General features: G+C 67.5%; 11 protein-coding genes. 4 read left to right on the forward strand and 7 right to left on the reverse strand.

The features are described 5' to 3' along the window. The first annotated feature begins 38 nt into the window (after window positions 1-38). Window positions 39-4,070, forward strand: a complete 4,032-nt coding sequence (gene eccCa, locus ACIHAX_RS11305; RefSeq protein ID WP_355076241.1) for a type VII secretion protein EccCa — start codon at window positions 39-41, stop codon at window positions 4,068-4,070. Then, complete coding sequence (locus tag ACIHAX_RS11310) at window positions 4,070-5,497, forward strand: type VII secretion-associated protein (RefSeq protein ID WP_397277128.1); 1,428 nt, start codon at window positions 4,070-4,072, stop codon at window positions 5,495-5,497. Before eccCa ends, ACIHAX_RS11310 begins: the two co-directional genes overlap by 1 nt. 102 nt (window positions 5,498-5,599) lie before the next feature. Here the strand turns inward: ACIHAX_RS11310 and ACIHAX_RS11315 are convergent, their stop codons facing one another. The 6 genes from ACIHAX_RS11315 to ACIHAX_RS11340 all read right to left on the reverse strand — a co-directional run bounded on the left by ACIHAX_RS11315 (window position 5,600) and on the right by ACIHAX_RS11340 (window position 12,025). Continuing rightward, window positions 5,600-5,902 carry a WXG100 family type VII secretion target gene (locus ACIHAX_RS11315; protein WP_355076245.1) on the reverse strand — a complete coding sequence of 101 codons (303 nt, stop codon included), beginning with the start codon at window positions 5,900-5,902 and terminating at the stop codon, window positions 5,600-5,602. A 36-nt stretch (window positions 5,903-5,938) separates the two neighbouring features. Then, window positions 5,939-6,256 (reverse strand): WXG100 family type VII secretion target, encoded by a 318-nt coding sequence (locus ACIHAX_RS11320; RefSeq protein WP_039795679.1) that lies wholly within the window; start codon window positions 6,254-6,256, stop codon window positions 5,939-5,941. 410 nt (window positions 6,257-6,666) lie between these two features. Beyond that, on the reverse strand, window positions 6,667-8,199 hold the full coding sequence (locus ACIHAX_RS11325) for a serine/threonine-protein kinase (RefSeq protein WP_397277130.1): 1,533 nt from the start codon (window positions 8,197-8,199) through the stop codon (window positions 6,667-6,669). 82 nt (window positions 8,200-8,281) lie between these two features. Then, window positions 8,282-9,511 (reverse strand): hypothetical protein, encoded by a 1,230-nt coding sequence (locus ACIHAX_RS11330; RefSeq protein ID WP_397277132.1) that lies wholly within the window; start codon window positions 9,509-9,511, stop codon window positions 8,282-8,284. Next, window positions 9,508-10,707: a hypothetical protein gene (locus ACIHAX_RS11335; protein ID WP_397277134.1), complete on the reverse strand. Its 1,200-nt coding sequence runs from the start codon at window positions 10,705-10,707 to the stop codon at window positions 9,508-9,510. Before ACIHAX_RS11335 ends, ACIHAX_RS11330 begins: the two co-directional genes overlap by 4 nt. A 112-nt stretch (window positions 10,708-10,819) precedes the next feature. Next, the gene (locus ACIHAX_RS11340) at window positions 10,820-12,025 is read right to left on the reverse strand and encodes a hypothetical protein (RefSeq protein WP_397277136.1); all 1,206 of its coding nucleotides are present in this window, start codon (window positions 12,023-12,025) and stop codon (window positions 10,820-10,822) included. Window positions 12,026-12,170: 145 nt separating this feature from the next. Between ACIHAX_RS11340 and ACIHAX_RS11345 the strand changes: the two genes are divergently transcribed. Then, window positions 12,171-13,490 carry an FHA domain-containing protein gene (locus ACIHAX_RS11345; protein ID WP_364430930.1) on the forward strand — a complete coding sequence of 440 codons (1,320 nt, stop codon included), beginning with the start codon at window positions 12,171-12,173 and terminating at the stop codon, window positions 13,488-13,490. A 7-nt stretch (window positions 13,491-13,497) separates the two neighbouring features. On the opposite strand, the gene ACIHAX_RS11350 is transcribed toward ACIHAX_RS11345, so the two are convergent. Beyond that, window positions 13,498-14,943, reverse strand: a complete 1,446-nt coding sequence (locus ACIHAX_RS11350; protein ID WP_355076255.1) for a metallopeptidase — start codon at window positions 14,941-14,943, stop codon at window positions 13,498-13,500. 107 nt (window positions 14,944-15,050) lie between these two features. Here ACIHAX_RS11350 and ACIHAX_RS11355 point away from each other — a divergent pair, with 107 nt between their 5' ends. After that, complete coding sequence (locus tag ACIHAX_RS11355) at window positions 15,051-17,543, forward strand: FHA domain-containing protein (RefSeq protein WP_355076257.1); 2,493 nt, start codon at window positions 15,051-15,053, stop codon at window positions 17,541-17,543. Window positions 17,544-17,613: the final 70 nt, after the last annotated feature.

The raw sequence follows: 17,613 nt of genomic DNA on the forward strand, positions 1-17,613 counted from the left end.
AGGCCGAATCACAGCTGGCCGAAGGGGGAATCTCGTCGATGAGCACTGTCCGCTTCCAGCGCCGTGCGCGCCGCGAGATGCCAAGGACGCCCGGCGGCGAGGTCACGCTGCAACCCCCGCCCGAAATCCCCCGGGTCACACCGGGAAACCTCGTCCTGAAGCTCATGCCCGCCGTGATGGTGATCGGCATGGTCGGCATGATGGCCCTGATGTTCACCCAGGGCGGCGGCATCGCCTCCAACCCGATGAGCATGATGTTCCCGCTCATGATGGTGTTCTCGATGGTCGGCATGTTCGCGGGCCAGGGTGGGGGCAAGGGGCAGAAGGCCGCCGAGGCCAACGAGGATCGCAAGGACTATCTGCGCTACCTCGACCAGGTGCGCAAGGACGTCGACGAGACCGCCGCTCAGCAGCGCGCTTCCGTCGAATGGAGCCACCCGGAGCCGGAACTGGTCTGGATGCTCGCGGGCACCAGCCGCATGTGGGAACGCCGCGCGGGGGACAAGGACTTCTGCCACGCGCGCATCGGTCTCGGCGGCCAGCGCCTTGCCACCAGACTGGTCGCTCCTGAGACCGGTCCGGTCGAGGAGCTCGAGCCGATCGCCGCGGTCTCGCTGCGCCGCTTCGTGCGCGCCCATTCGACCGTGCCCGATCTGCCGACCGCCATCGCGGTCAAGGGCTTCGCCACCATCGCGCTGGACGGCGACCGCGGCCAGGCGCGCGACATGACCCGAGCGATGCTGGTGCAGCTGTGCATGTTCCAGGCTCCCGACCAGGTGCTCGTCGCGGTCGTCTGTGGGCCGGACACCGCGCCGGAGTGGGAGTGGACCAAGTGGCTCCCGCACACCCAGCACCCCGACGCGCAGGACGGCATCGGTACCCAGCGCATGTTCTACGGCTCGATCCGGGAGGCGATGGCGGGGTTGCATCCGTTGCTCGGCAACCGGGTCCGATACTCGCGCAACCAGCCCGCCAACGCGAACATGGTGCATATCGTCATCGTGGTCGACGGCGGTCTGCTCGAGGCCGAGGACGATCAGTTGCGCGAATCCGGCTACGAGGGCGTCACCATCATCGACCTGTGCGGCTACGCGCCGCGCCTGGCGGTGTCGCGCGGCATCAAGATGATCGTCGAGAACGGCGAGTGCGTCGGCCGCGGCGCGACCGGCAATCAGGAGCGGTTCGCGCTGATCGACCGAATCAGCCCCGAGCAGGCGCAGCAGGTGGCGCGCAGGCTGGCCCCGTACCGTGCCGCCACCCAGCGCAGCAGCGACGTGGAAACCGATGACGCCGACGTGATCTCGACGTGGGCGCAGCTGATGGGCCTCGGTGACATCGGCACTTTCAACCCGGAGCACGCGTGGCGGCCGCGCTACGGACGGGAACGCCTGCGCGTCCCGTTCGGTGTGGGCGCCGATGGCCTTCCGGTGGAACTGGACATCAAGGAGGCCGCCGAGAACGGCATGGGCCCGCACGGCCTGTGCATCGGCGCCACCGGCTCCGGTAAGTCGGAGTTCCTGCGTACCCTCGTGCTCAGCTTGCTGGCCACGCACTCGCCCGACCAGTTGAACCTGGTGCTGGTCGACTTCAAAGGCGGCGCGACGTTCCTCGGTTTGGAGGGCGTTCCGCACGTCGCCGCCGTCATCACCAACTTGGAGGAAGAGGCCGATCTCGTCGACCGCATGAAGGACGCCCTGGCCGGTGAGATGAACCGCCGCCAGGAAGTGCTGCGCGCGGCTGGCAACTTCGCCAACGTCTTGGAGTACGAGAAGGCCAGGGCCGCGGGCGCCGACCTGGACCCGCTGCCCGCACTGTTCGTGGTGCTCGACGAGTTCTCCGAACTGCTCACTCAGCACCCGGATTTCGCGGAGTTGTTCGTCATGATCGGCCGCCTCGGCCGCTCGCTGCACGTGCATCTGCTGCTCGCCTCGCAGCGACTGGAGGAAGGCAAGCTCAAGGGCCTGGAATCCCACCTGTCCTATCGGATCGGCCTGAAAACGTTCTCCGCCAACGAATCTCGTCAGGTGCTCGGTGTGCCGGACGCCTACAACCTGCCGAACAATCCCGGTGGCGGCTACCTGAAGGCCGACTCCGGAGAGATCCAGCGTTTCCAGGCTTCCTATGTCTCCGGCGCGTATGTCGGCGGTGGCTCGCAGCGTGACATGACCGTTGCCACGCAGTCCGGTGAAATCGATGTCAGGGCGCGCGCGTTCACCGCTACCCATGTCGACTTCCGGGCGGCGGACCGCGTTCCGCTGCCGCCCGAACCGAGCCTGGAACCGGAACAGGACGAGGACGGCGAGCAGCTGTCCAACCTGAACATGCTGGTCGCGCGGATCCGCGGCCACGGCCGCCCGGCGCACGAGATCTGGCTGCCGCCGCTGGACGAGGCGCCGACGCTCGACCAGCTCGTCCCGCGCTCCGTTCTCACCGGCGAATACTCCCCGGTGTCCACGCTGCGTGCCCCGATCGGCATCGTCGACCGCCCGTACGACCAGCGTCGCGACCCGATGGTCATCGACCTGTCCGGCGCCCGCGGCAATGTCGCCATCGTCGGTGGCCCGCAGTCCGGCAAGTCGACGGCGCTGCGCACACTCATCATGGCGATGTCGTTGACGCACACCGCCGAACAGGTGCAGTTCTACTGCCTCGACTTCGGTGGCGGCACCCTGGCGAGCCTGCAAGGGCTGCCGCACGTCGGCTCGGTGGCCAGCCGGTTGGACGAGGACCAGGTCCGCCGCACCATCGCGGAGATGACCACCATCGTCCGGCAGCGCGAGGCGCGCTTCCGCCAGCTCGGCATCGAATCGATGACCGATTTCCGCAGGCTGCGCGCGATGGACCCGGCCGCCAGCCCGGGCGCCGCGGGCGCGCACGAGGATCCGTTCGGCGACGTCTTCCTGGTGATCGACGGTTTCAGCTCGATCCGCCAGGACTTCGAGATGCTCGAGCAGACCATCATGAACCTCGCCGTGCAGGGTCTGTCCTACGGTGTGCACGTGGTCATCGCGCTGAACCGCTGGGCGGAGGCGCGGCCCGCGCTCAAGGATCAGATCGGCACCAGGATCGAGTTGCGCCTCGGTGATCCGATGGACTCCGATCTGGGCCGCAAGTTCGCCTCACTGGTTCCCCAGGGGCGACCGGGCCGCGGTATGACCCCGGAGTGCCTGCACATGCTGACCGGCTTGCCCCGCATCGACGGCAGCTCCGACCCGACCGACCTCACCCAGGCCGTCGCGGACGCGGTCGCCGCCATCGCCAGGCTGACGCCGGGCCGGCACGCGCCGCAGGTCCGCATGCTGCCCGAACAGCTCCCGCGCGAGCAGCTGCTGTATCTGGCGGGCGATTGGCCCGCCCAGGTCGACCCGAATGCGAAGTGCCTGCGAATCCCGTTCGGCATCAATGAGTCCGAGCTCGCGCCGGTCTACATCGACTTCGTGGAGAGCCCGCACTTCATCATCATCGGCGACACCGAATCGGGAAAGACGACGCTGCTGCGCTCGCTGATCGAGGGCATCGCCGCGTCGAACACCCCCGATCAGGCTCGCTTCATCATCGGCGACTACCGCCGCGGCATGCTCGGACTGGTTCCGGAGGGCTATCTCGCGGGCTATGGTTCCACGGCGCCGCAGTTCACCCAGAACATGAACGACCTGGCCGCGTATGTCGGCAAGCGCACGCCGGGCTCGGACGTCACGCCGCAGCAGTTGCGGGATCGTTCGTGGTGGAGCGGACCGGAGTTGTACGTCATCATCGACGATTACGATCTGGTCGCCACCTCCGCGGGCAACCCGGTCCAGGCGCTGCTCGAACATCTGCCACACGCCCGAGACCTCGGCTTCCACGTGATCATCGCCCGGCGCTCGGGTGGTGCGAGCAGGGCGATGTTCGAGGCGACGTTGGCTCGAATGCGTGATCTGGGCTCGGCGGGCCTGATCCTGAGCTGCAGCAAGGACGAGGGCGTCCTGATGGGCACCAAGCGACCGAGCCCGATGCCGCCGGGCCGAGGCACCTACGTCACCCGTAATGTCGAGGGCCTGGTCCAGACGGCGTGGATGCCGTTGCCCTGATGTCCGAGGTCGAGCTCGTCGTCACCGAGGCGCGTATCTGGGCGCGTGGCGCCGACACGCACTGGGACGCGCCGCCGTCGGTGGTCCTGGGCAGCAATGGCTTCGACCTCGTCGTGGGGCAATCGCTGAGCCCGCCTACCCACGTCGGTTCGGTGGTGCAATTCGTGCCCGCCGATGCCATAGCTTTGCCACCCCGCACACCCTCGGTGGTGGACGCGATGAGCGCCGTTTTCGCGAGTGCGCTCGAGCATCTTCGTGTAGATACTCCGTGTGCCCGGATGACGTTGCTCTGCCCGACCGAATGGGGCGCGGCCCGTCGTGGCGTGCTCGCTCAGGCGGCGCGCCGTGTGGCCTCGGATGTCGTGTTCGAGGACATCGCGGTCCGTTCGGTCGCGTCGGACGAGGGCACCAGCCACAGTCGGCGAACGCTGGTACTGGAGTTCGGCACGCTGGCCACCACGGCGTCGGCGGTCATCCGAAGCCATCGCGGCGTGCATATCGAATCCTGTGAGCACGAGCCGACACTCGCGTTGGCCGAGATCGAGAGCGGATCCGCGGGCTTCGCCGCTCTGTGCAACCTGATCACTCGGTTGCTCGACAGCGGCCCGATCGACCTCGTGCAAGTGGCGGCTCTCAGTGATACCAGAAAACTGGACTTGCTCCGTGAGGCGATCCAGCAGTCCATAGGTGCCGATGTCGAGCTGCGTGCGGTCGCCGGTCCCGATCTCGTCCGGGGGCGGCGGACCGAGGCACGCGAAGTCCACGCCGCGCAGACACAGTGGATGCGACCGCTCCGCGAGCGTGCCGCGACACGACAGCCTCGATATGGCGCCGCGCGTATCGCGATCGCCGCGATCGCGGCCGTGGTGGTCGTCGCGTTGACGATCGTCGGTGCGGTTGTCTTGTCCGGTCGCCGCGGCGAAGAGACGGTAGCGGCGCCCAGCACGGAAGCGGCGTCGCCGACCGCCGCACCGCCGCCGGTCGGCCCGCCGGCCGAGGCGGCACCGGAGGCCTTCGGCCGAATCCGATTCCGTGTCCCGCCCGGCTGGCGTATTGCCCAGTCGCCTGACACGGGGCGCGCTCGTGTCGATTTGGTACCCGATAATGCTGTGCGGCAACGAATTACGGTAATGCAGGCGCCGCTGACGGCGTCGTCCAGTTACGCGCAGGTCGCGGCGAAGCTGGAAGCGCAGATCGCGCAGCGTCCGCCAGGGGTGCTGACCGACTTGCAGCAGGATGTGATGTTCGGTGGCCGTTCCGGCTTGGCCTACCTGGAACATCCCGGAGACGGATCAACCGTTCGCTGGCATGTTCTGTTGGAGTTCGGAATTCAGCTGAGTATCGGTTGCCAGTACGCAGGAGACGAATGGGGGCAATTGGAAGCCCCGTGCTCGCATTTCGGGGATACGGTCCGCGTCGTACCGTGAGGGGGCGCGGGCACGCATACCTAGCCGACTCCACTGCGGCGCAGAACGATTCGAGCCCCCGGCACCGAAGTACCGGGGGCTCGAATCAGCCGAGACGGGATCTCAGAAGAGGCCCGCCAGCGCGGTGTCGGTACCCTGCAGGTCCGAGTTGCCACTGCTGACCAACTTGCCCGCGCTTTCCAGCGTGGTGTTCAGCTGGGTGACCTGCGTGTTCCACTGGGCCTGCAGCGACGCGAACGCGTCGTTCGCGTCACCCTTCCAGTAGTTGGTCACGAAGTCGGTGACCTGCTTGTGGAAATCTTCGAGCATGGTCATGACGCTGCGCGCTTCGGACACGATGGCCTGGGCGCCCGCCTCGACCTCGCCGAAGTTCGAAGCAATCCGACCGGGATCGTTCGCTACCATGGGGAGCTCCTTGTTGTCTGTGGTTCGGCTATCGGATCAGGGAAGGTCCAGGCTGGAGGCCTGCGCGGCCACCTGCTGGGCGAACTGCTGGTCCTGATCGGCGAACTTCCGTCCGGCGTGGGCGAGCTTGTCCGACGTCTGGTCCAGCTGGTCGTTCAGCTTCCGCGCCTGGGCGAAGTAGCTGTCCATGAACGTGTCGAACGCCTGACGAGCCGCACCGCTCCAGGTGGCGGTGGTCTGATCCGACTTGCTGTTCAGTGCGGTGATCGCGGTTTGCAGATCCTGGTGCCGCTGCCGGCAGTTGTCCACAAACTTCGAGATCGCCTCTTCGCTCGCTTCGAGCTGTCCTGCCATTTCGGCTCCTTTCGGTTCCCGTCTCGGCCAACGGCGGAAGCCTCAGTTGGCCTGTACATCTGATTGGACGCGGTGCGGGTCTGATCGGTTCCATCCGACTCGAGAAAGTTCGGCATCGCCCCACGGGATCAGGGCCCTGCGCCCCTCAGCCCGGCTCGTCCGTAGATTTCGGCGGCCGCGCACGGGCCTGCTCGGAAGACCACGATGCGATCCGGGTCTGCATGACTTGTAACGCCAGCGCTCGGCTCCCCTCCTTCCCCCTGCTCGCTGCTGTAATGATCGGCGAGTGGGCTGGCTGCGGTACACCTTACCGAACGCCTAAGTCCGCCGCTACCAGCAGAATGACGAAATCCGGTGGTCGCGCGAACCGAAAACCCTACGAAGGCTTGGATTCAGCGGACGCGACCGAATCACTTCACGCGATTGCGCAGCACCGGCACCAGACGGTCGAGCAACGTCTGCTGGGACGACTCGCTCCAGTCGCGGACCGCGGCGACGGCCGCGGGATCGTCCAGCGGAATCACCGTGGCACGGGTGCCCGCCACTTGGTACGGAAGGCCGAGCAGACCGCCGCCGCCGGCCTTTTCGTCGCTGCGCACGGCCAGCACGTAGCCGTCCGCCGCTACTTCCAGCCGGTTGGTTCCGGTCAGTTCGCGAGGCGATGCCTCGTCGCCCGCGCGCCGGTAGTTGAGGTTGTAGACGAATCCGAGATTCTGCAGGAACTCGGTTTGCGGGGTGCCGCCGAGGAAGATCGAGACCTGCGAGCCGCGCGGCACGTCGACCATCGTGATCGTCTTGCCCCGGAATACCGGGTTGTCCGCTCGCGCCCGGTCCAGCGGCGACAGCGCTGCCGTGCTGCTCGGCGTGGCGACAGCGGGATCGGGTGCTTGCCCCTCGCGATTAGAGGCCCAAATGCCGATCCCCGCGGCGAGTGCGACGGCCACTACGCCCGCGGCCGCCGCGAGCGGCCAGTTCTTGCGCGCGGGTCGTGCGGCGCTCCCTTGACCGGAGATGGCCACTCGGGAGTCGCTCCCAGGCCGCGGATCGAATACCTGGATGGGATAGGTCGGGGAGGTGTTGGTGGCGACGGGGTTGTAGCCGGGAATGAGGGCGCTCGCCGCCGCATCGGTGAATTCGCGGCAGCTGTTGAATCTTTCGGCCGGGTTCTTCGCCATGGCGCGGGCGAAAACGTGGTCGATGGCGGGCGGCAGGCCGGGGTTGACGGCGGTGGCCAGCGGCGGGGGCTCGTGAAGATGCCCCATCATCACCAGCGCGGGTTGGGTTCCCGGGTAAGGGTTGCGCGCGGTGAGCAATTTGAAGAACGAGCACGCGAGGCTGTAGACGTCGGCGCGGTGGTCGAGCGGGCTGCCGGTGAGCTGCTCGGGCGGGGCGTAGGCGATGGTCGCGACGAAACTACCGGTCTGCGTGAGTTCGGTGGTGTCGTCATTGGCTTTCGCCACGCCGAAATCGGTGAGCAGCACGCGCTCTTCCTCGCCGGCGGCAGGCGCGGACAGCAGGAAATTCGCCGGTTTCACATCGCGGTGCAGCAAGCCCTTGCGGTGCGCGTAGTCGAGTCCTTTGCCGACTTCGGTCGTGATACGCAGTGCGCGAAGCGGATTCATCGCATGCGGGTCGCGAGCCAGTTCGGCGGCGGCATCGGTGCCGTCCACGTATTGCATGGCGATCCACAACTGGCCGTGTTCTTCACCGCGGTTGTAGACCGAGACGATGTTCGGATGATCCAGTCCGGCGGCGAGATTGGCTTCACGCTCGAAGCGGGTACGGAACTCGTAGTCGCGGCTGAGTTCGCCGCCGAGCACCTTCAACGCGTCGGTCCTGGGCAGACTGGGATGTTTGGCCAGATACACCGTGCCCATGCCGCCTGCGCCGAGCACCCGCATGATGCGGTACCCGCCGACAATGGTCCCGGGGCTAATCGCCATGTGCACGATCTCCTGACTCCACGCGGGCCGCTGGCGTTCGCCACGCAGCATACTCGACCGAATTCGCGACGAAAGTGCCGCACTATCGGCTGTTCGCGAAAACGGAATACTGTGCGGCGGCGCGTTGTTGCGCGTCCAGCAGTTGATTCGCCGCGACGAATCCGACGTATTCCTTATACGCGACGACGCAGGTGAATCGCCTGTCGTCGAAAAGTCCGCTCCGGTTCTCCACGCACGCCGAATCGGGCAGGTGCTGCGGGGGATCGGCCGGACCCGCAACCACTGTAGGGGTGATGCGTTCCGCGGCGATCCGCCGGGCCGTTTCCTGGTTCGGCGTGCGGATCACCAATGTGTCTCCGGAGACGGCGAATTTCTCGGCACCCATCGCCGTGAAACGTTGTTTCGCGTAATCGAGGTCTTCGGCGTATTGCATGATGCCGCGCAGGCCGAACAAGGCGTGCGAATCGTCGTAGCTGGGCGATTGGACGCCGGCCGGATTCAGGGTGCGGCTCAGCAGATGATCGGGATCCCAAGGCAACCGCAGCATCTCCTCCTCGGTCAGCGGAGCCAGCTGATCGAGCAGCGGAAGCTGAACGTCGTACGCCTTTTCCGCGAGAGTGACGAGGGCGTTGCGGTCGGGAGCGTTGGCCGAGACGAGAAACGCCACCACGTAGGAGCCGTGCGCGAGCATCGCGCGCAGGAAGGGCGAGCCGGGACGCCAGTGCGCTCGCGCCTGCGGCCGGCGCGGCAGCGTGACCGGCTCGTTCTGGTCGCGGTAGGCGCCGAGATCGGCGTCGTAGAACTCGTTCGCGGCCTGACGTGCGCGGTCCGGGTCGGGAAACTGCATGACGATCGTGCCGATCGTGGTGGAATTGGGCCGGGGCTTGGTCGGCCACCCGGAGGCGATCAGGCTGACATTCTGATCCGATCCGTTGGTGTGGAACCCGTACATCATGCGGTTGCGTTCCGCGATCGGTCGCATGTCCTCCTGGCGACCGAGTTCCCCGGGCAGCGTTCCCTTGCTGATACTCGACGGCGTCCAGCTGTACTTCATCCTGGGATCGATGTCGTAGGCCGAGGCGACGTGATCGGCCAGCCGCATGGCGGCGACCTTTCCCATGTCGATGAACAGTGGTTGATAGTCGTCGTCGTGCGCGTTCGGCGGCTCGGTGGGGTAGTTGCCGGTGTCGAGACCGCGAATATCGATCTCACCCGGCCGCGCGGTTCCCGCGAGCGTCGAACCACAGCCGGTGACGATCGTGGCGGCCAGCGTGCACGCGAGAGCGACAGCGGCGGTGCGGAATCCTGTCATGCGGCATTCACCAACAATGCGTACTGGGCGGAGATGCGTTGCTGTGCGTCGAGCAGCTGATGCGACCAGGCGAACGCGGCGTAGCGGTCGTAGGACACCGAACAATAGAACCGGACGACGACCGTCTTGTTGCCGATGTACTCCTTGCACTGGGCAGCGGGAAGGCCCTTCGGTGACTCGGCTCCGCGGAATTTCTTCGTGAGTCCGCCGAGTTCCTCGCGTAGTCGTGCGGCCGAGTCGTCGTCGCGCGCGCGGAACAGATGGGTCCCGTCGGCGGCGTACCGATCCACTCCCGCCGCTTCGATGATCCGGCGGTCGTCGGCCGAATCGATGGTGAAGTGCAGCGCGCCGCGCTCGGTGTACGCGCCGGGCGGGTCGATCCAGGAGTCTTCCCTGGGACGCGGCAGCGCCCGGTTCAGCATGCCGTCGATATCGATCGGCAATGTCATCAGCTGGTCGACGGGCGTGGGCGTGAACCGGCCGATCGCCGGGACCACGGTGTCCAGGCTCTTCTCGACGAGGGCGAGCAGTTCGGCGAGGTCGACTTTCTCCAGGTAGACCTTCACATAGTCGTAGACCCAGGTGTAGACGACGAATTTACCCGTGGCGAACCATGATCCGATCGACTGATCCGTGGGCTGCCAATGCGCGTGCGCGGCAGGGTACTTGGCGATCTGGACGGGCGTGTTGCGGTTGTTGGCCTCGAAGTCGACGCGTTCCAGGGCCGCCGCCGCGGCCGCCGCCTTCTGCTCGTCCGGGAAGATCATGACGGCGTTGACCAGGTCGGTGCCCCGGTTGTCCGGCGCATTGCCCGCGTTGCTGAAGAATCCCGCGACGAAATCCGGCGCCGCCTCGGCGAACCGGGAGACGTCCATGATCCGCCCGAGCGCGTTCTTCGGCTCGATGAACACCTTGGACAAGGACGGATTCTGGAAGACGAACCCGGGGTCGATGTCCGAGGGCGGCGGGAGGAAGTTCGCGAGCCGCTCCGCCTCGATCATGCGCGCCTGCTCGGGATTCTTCGCTGTTCCGTACGCGCGCGGCGTCGTCGCGTAATTGCCCACGTCGAGCTGCGCCAGATCGACGGGCTGCGCGGACTTGTCCGTTCCGGCCGCCGGGCCGCCGCACGCGCCGCCCCCGAGGGCTACGGCGCAGGCCAGCGCCAGGGCACCGGCGGTTCGGATCGGTCTCGACATCGCGCCGTACTGCACTCTTCCCTCCCCTGACTGCGGTAGTTGCGCCGGATCCTACTTCGGCCCACCCGCGGCCGAGGATCGCGAAAGCGCTGGACGCCTACCGCCGTCGATCTCAGAAACTGTTCGCCAGCAGCGCGTACTCCGCGGCGACCTTCTGCCGCACGTCCGGTTCCTTATCACTGGTGACGACTCCGACGTACCGTTTGTACGCGACGTAACACCGGTATTTGTACTCGCGGTCCGGGTCGCCCTTGCTGTTGAGTTGCAGGCACTTGGCGCCGGGGACATCCTTGGGAGCGCCCAGCGGGTCGTAGTGCGCGCCTTCGCTGTCCAACAGGCCGGTGACCAGTTTCTGGGCGGCGGCCGCGTCTCGGGTGCGAGCGACGTAACTGTCGTCGAGCAGGCCGATGTGGTCCACGCCGGCTTCCTCGACCAGGCGCAGGTGGACCGACTCGTCATCGGCGCGGTGCACCGTGTGAAAGCCGCCGTAGACGGCGAAGGTCGCCGGATCCGGCACGCGGTTCTTGCGGTCGGCGACCGCGACGCGGGCGAGCAGGCCGTCGGGATCGGCCTTCAGGGTGTCGAGCTTGTTCACCGGGGTCGGGGTGAATTTGTCCAGCTGCGCGACCTGGGCGGCCAAGGTCTTGTCGACCCACTTCACCAGGTCGTCGCCATCCGCCGTCGGACGCTGGATGAACAAGGAGATGACGAATTCCTTGTACGCCATGAAGGTGCCGACGTTGGGAACGCCGGGCCGCCAATGGATGTAGGAGTCCGGATACTTCGTGGACGACAGTTTGCGATTGTCCGGCGAAACGGCGATGTCGACGTCCTCGAGTTCACGGGCGGCGAGCTTCGCGGTGGCCTCGTCGGGGAAGCGGAACAACGCGTTCGTGACCGCGGTGGCCTGCGGCGCCGGATTGGACTGGCCGGCCGGATCGGGACGGTCGGCGCCGCTGGCGGCGTATCCCACGACCAGCTTGCGATTGTCGAAGACCGGCCTGGACACCTTGGCCACGAAGTCGAGCGCCTGCTCGGCGTCCTTGACGACGGTGCTGCCGCGGCCGAATTTCAGCGTGGAGTCGATGCGCACGGTCGGAGCCACGGCGTCGGACATCCGCATGCCTTCCAGCAGCGCGCCTTTGCCCGCCGAATCCTGGTTGTACTCGTGCTTGTCGACGGGATAGGTGCCGACTTCCAGCTTGCGCACATCGATCTCACCCGCGGTCGGCGTGCCGTGCACACCCGCGCAACCGGCCAGCATCCCCGCCAGTGCCAGGCAAGACGCGGTGAGCGCGATCCGTTGCGTCCGAACCATCTCAGGCCCCTCGTTCCTCCCGTTGCTGACACTGAAGTTACCCGACGGACGCCGGGTAGGGGGACCGATGGTCGTCGTATTGCAATACCCTTGTCGGTGTGGCGACGACCTTGCACTGCAATCCCGGTGGAGGCCGATACCGTTGATGGATCGGCAGGTCGAGGTCGTCGTCGGCAGCCACGCCGTGGCCAGGGTCGCGGGCGCGGTCGTCGTCGTCGCGCACCGCAGGCCGGGCAGGCCCACCCCGGACTCGACCGCCGTCGTCGCTTTGGAATCACTGGCCGAACTGGTGCGCGACGCGACCGATCGGGAGCCGGGTGGCCCCGGCGCTCTGGTGGCCCGGCACGCGACGCGCTGGCTGATGAAACAGGCCGAGCAGATCAGCCCGGGCGAGCCGATCGACTTCGGCATTCTGTCCACCGCCGAGCACGGGGGCGTGGCGATCTTCTTGCACGGGGCGATCACCGCCGTGCTGGCCGGTGACGGCGTGCTCGAGCGATACCGCGGCAGCGACGCCGCCTTCACGGTGGATCGGGTCGCGGCGGTTCCGGCGCGGGCGGCGGCGCTGTTCGTCGACGACGCGAAGGGCCGCATCCCGGATCTGCCACCCGAGCGCGGCATCGGCAGGCTGGTCGAGGGCATCGCGCAGGCAGGTGGCGCGATCGTCTGGACGGATGGCTCCCGCACGGGCCTGCCGACGAACGGCGGAGAGTCCGGCTTCGCTGGCGCGCACCACCGCCCGGAGACGCATCCGGTGCCGACGGCGCGCGTCGAATACGAGCCGTCCGCCGAATCGCAACGGCAGGAGCCGCGACCGCCGCGATACCCGACGGCGCCGTCGACCGCGATGCTCGATGCCCAGACCGAGCAGACGCCGATCGACCCGCACCACGCGCCGACGCAGCTGGGCGGCACCAATCCCGCGCCGCGGCCCGACCCGGAGCTGCAGCGCCGGCTCGAGGCGACCGCGAAGGCCACCGCGCTGACGGTCAAGGTGATGGGATTCAAATGCGCGCGAGCGCATCCCAGCGATCCTCGGGCGGCGTTCTGCACCGTCTGCGGTATGCCGGTCGACCAGACCCAAGCGCTGATCGAAGTGGTCCGCCCGCCGCTGGGCATGCTGATCCTCGACGACGGCATGACCTACATGCTCGCCGCGGACGCGGTGATCGGTCGCGATCCGGAGCGCTCGCCCGCCGCGGAGAGCGGGCTCGTCCCGCTGCGGGTCGATGACGCCTCCGGTGGCATGTCCAGGGCGCACGCCGAAATCCGATTGGTGAACTGGGATGTGACGGTGGTGGACTGCGGCTCGACCAACGGAACCCGCACTCGCCTGCCGGGCTACCGCGACTGGGTGCGCCTGGCGCCACGCCAGTCCATGGCGCTCATGCCGGGCACCGAGATCATGCTCGGCAACCGCGTGCTGCGCTTCGAACTGGCCGCGCCGCCGCCGTTCGGCCGCTGAGCCCGCGCTACGAATAGCGCGCGGCGCACACGCTTTCGCCGTTCAGGACACCGGCGCGAAAGGCCTCGACTCGTGAGAAACCACTCGGGACGGTCTTGCCCTGGGCGTCGCTCGCGGCCAGGCCATCGGTGAGCAGCCCCGAGACCGCCTCGTCCAGATCGCCTGCGGCGAGCTTGATATCGCCCTGATCCACCGGCCGCCCGGACTCGGCGAGTTTGCCGGTGACCACTCCGGACAGACAGGCCGCGCGCAGGCCGGTCTTGGCCCCGACCAGACTCTGACCACGGCTCTGCTGGACGGCCAAGGTGTATCGGGAGATGAACACGATGTAGCCGTTGTAGTCGCCGGTTACCTTGAGCGGCAGCGGGTCGTCCGCGCCGGACGTCGAGGTACCGCGCTCGGCGAGTCCGGGAATATCGGTGGCGATCGTGTTCGCGGCGGGGCAGTACGACACCGGTTCGGTCACGACGCCGTCGGGGCAATTGATCTTCGCCCGTGAGTAGTCGTATGTCGGCTCGTGGTCGATCGGCAGAATGGCTTCGAGTGCTTTGGTGAGTTCGACCAGGGTCTGTTTCGTGATGGGGTACTCGCCGCGCCCGTTGTCGTCGCTGAAGCTCTGCGGCAGATTGGCGCGGCGCTGGTCGATCTCGTCCTGGTCGATGCCCTTGCATGCCTTGGGACCGTCGGTGAAACCGATCTGCACGGCGGTGACCCGTTCGAAGGCGGAGCCGTGCACGCTCTCCGGATCGTCCGGGTCGGAGTCGCGGATGGCGACAGTGGCGGCGAGCACGGTGTTGAGGCCGTCGGAGGTGTTGATCGTGAAGTGCTTTGCCTTGCCCTCTGCCACGTGCCGCATGAACGCGCCCGCGAAGCAATCCGCCTGCTGCTCCTTGACGATCACCGGGTCCTTCGCGCCGACGATCTTGGCCATGGTCTGCACCGCGTGCCCGTACTCGTGCGCGAGCACCATCACCACCGACATCTTCCCGAAGGTCTCCTCCATGGTGGGAAGCAGCACCGACCGATCCCAGCCGATGGAATTGTCCAGGCGGCAGAAGGCGGCGTTCACCAAGCGATAGGTGCTCTCCTTACAGAACTCGACCGACTCGGGACGCCCGGCCTTCGCGCTCCAGGACAGCAGCTTCTCGACCGGCTTGAACTCGCCTTGGAACTCCTTGCCGAATTCGCCGCGCCAGTAGGTCTGGATGTCGTCGACGGCGTTGAGCGCCAGGGTGTCCACGGCGCCGCCGTCGCCGTTGGTCGCGGTCAGCGTGCTGTCCGGGACGCCGGTGCGGGGGCCGCTGGGGCCGCTCGTGGTGGGCAGCCCGGCAACCTTGAACGGATCGTCGTAGACGGAGACGGCCCGGCCGTCGACCACTCGAATACAGCCGCCGACCAGCACCAGAATGCTGAGCAGCGTCGCAACCAGCGCGGTCGCTCGGACTCTCGGCAAGGCTCCCCCTAGTCGGCCGCTAGATCGTTCACATCGGTCGCCGGATCGGGGCATTTGGCGCATCGGGGGCACCGCCGATGTCCGGGTGATGGAATAGTATCCGCTGCATGTCTTCACCGGGGGCGCAGACCATCACCGTGCGCCATGATGGAAACGAACGAGTATTCGATTCGAGCCAGCAGGTCACGATGGGCCGCGCGCCGGAGGTGACGCTTTTCGTCGACAGCCCGCTCGTCTCGCGAGTGCACGCGACGCTGGCCTGGCAGGGCAGCGCCTGGGTGTTGACCGATAACAAGAGCACCAACGGGGTTTTCGTGGACGCGCGCAGGCTGACCCAGCCGGTGTCGATCGACCGCCCCACGCAGGTCCGGCTGGGTGACGCGATCAGCGGCCCGCTGTTGCACCTGCTGCCCGCGAACCCGCAACCCCCGCAACGTCCTTCCGTGCGCCCGCCGCAACCGGCTCCGATGCCGCAGCCGGGACCGCCGCCGCACGGGGTCCGGCGGCCCGTGCAGCAGTTCCAGCATCCGCACTATCCGCCGCCCCAGGACGCACCGGCGCCCGCGGTGAACATCAACATGACGACCAGGGCGGACACCTCGAACATGCCGCCGGTCCGGGCTAGGGCGAGCACCGCGCCCATCGCCCGCGCCGACCGGATCCCGCAGACCGGCCTGAGCATCGGCCGCACCACCGACAACCAGATCGTCGTCAACGATCCGCTGGCCTCGCGCAAGCACGCCCGCCTGGTTGCCTCCGCCGAGGGGCTGGCCATCGAGGACCTCGGCTCGGCGAACGGCACGTTCGTCAACGGGCACCGCCAGCAACGGGCGGTGCTGCGCGAGCGGGACATCATCACCATCGGCAACGTCGACTTCGTCGTCCAGCAGGGCACACTGGTGCACCGGCAGAAGCCGGTCGCCGAGCAGGGCCTCGCGGTGCACGGGGTCGGCTTCACCGTCGAGGGCAACAAGCAACTGCTCGTCGACGTGAACATGTCGGCCAGCCGCGGCACCCTGACCGCGCTGATCGGCCCGTCCGGAGCGGGCAAATCCACGCTGTCGCGCCTGATCGCGGGCACCACCCGGCCTTCGGGCGGCGTGGTCACCTTCGAAGGCCGCAACCTGCACGCCGAGTACGAGGCGCTGCGTTCCCGGATCGGCATGGTGCCGCAGGACGACGTGCTGCACCGCCAGCTCACAGTGCGCCAGGCGCTCGGTTTCGCGGCCGAGCTGCGGCTGCCGAGGGACAACAGCAAGCAGGACCGGCAGCAGGTCATCGACGGTGTGCTGCAAGAGCTCTCGCTCACCGAGCACGCCGACACCAGGGTCGACCGCCTTTCCGGCGGTCAGCGCAAGCGCGCCTCGGTGGCGCTGGAACTGCTGACCGGCCCGTCGCTGCTCATCCTGGACGAACCGACCTCGGGCCTTGACCCGGCATTGGACCGCCAGGTCATGGTGATGCTGCGCGAACTGGCCGACGCGGGCCGCGTGGTGATCGTGGTGACCCACTCGGTGGCGCACTTGGACATGTGCGATCAGGTGCTGCTGCTCGCCCCCGGCGGGAAGACCGCCTACTGCGGCAATCCGGCCGGTGTCGGCGCGACGCTGGGCACCAGCGACTGGGCGGAGATCTTCGCCGACGTCGCGGCCAACCCGGACCAGGCGTTCGCCGCGTATCGCTCCCGGCAGGCGTTCGCGGCGCCACCCCCGCCGCCTGCGCAACCGTACGGGCCCGCGGGCAGTCCGCCGCAATCCAGCCGCGGCAAACAGTTCTCGACCCTGGCGCGCAGGCAGGTCCGCCTGATCCTGGCCGACCGCGGATATCTGACGTTCCTGGTGTTGCTGCCGTTCATCCTCGGCGGCCTGTCGCTGGTGGTGCCGGGGAAGAACGGTTTCCAGCGCGGTGCGCTGAGAGCGCTGCCGGACGGCACATTCGTGCCCGAAGGCGGAAGTGAGACACAGCAGTTGCTCGTGGTGCTGATCCTGGGCGCCTGCTTCATGGGCTCAACGCTCACGGTGCGCGACCTGGTCGGCGAACGGACGATCTTCCATCGCGAGCGCGCCGTGGGGTTGCTGCCCTCTGCGTATCTGATGGCGAAGATCGCGGTGTTCAGCTTCACCGCGCTGCTGCAATCGGCGGTGCTGGTCGGCATCGTCCTCGCGGGCAAGAAGCGTCCTGGTCAGGGCGCGGTGCTGGCGTCCGGCAGCGCGGAGCTGTACATCGATATCGCACTGACCGCGATCTGCTGTGTGGTCGTCGGATTGCTGCTCTCGTCGCTGGCCAAGTCGAACGAGCAGGTGATGCCGCTGCTGGTGGTGGCCATCATGTGCCAGCTGGTGATGGCGGGCGGCCTGATCCCGGTCACCGGCCGGGTGGTGCTCGAGCAGGTGTCCTGGCTGTTCCCCGCTCGCTGGGGATACGCGACGGGCGCGTCGACGGTGAACATCCGCGACCTGTTCCTGAACGCGCAGGCCGACACGCTCTGGCAGCACAAGGCGGAGATCTGGGCGTTGGACGTCGGCGTGCTGTTGCTGATCACCGTGGTGCTCGCGGTCATGACCTGGCGCCGGTTGCGACTGAAGAAGTCGGCCGCGTGACGCGGTCCGGACGGTCCGGCTACGCCCCGGTGCGCGGAGGCGGCGCCCAGCGGCGTGGGACGGCAACGAC

This window comes from Nocardia sp. NPDC051929 (assembly GCF_044548645.1).
GTDB lineage: Bacteria > Actinomycetota > Actinomycetes > Mycobacteriales > Mycobacteriaceae > Nocardia > Nocardia sichangensis.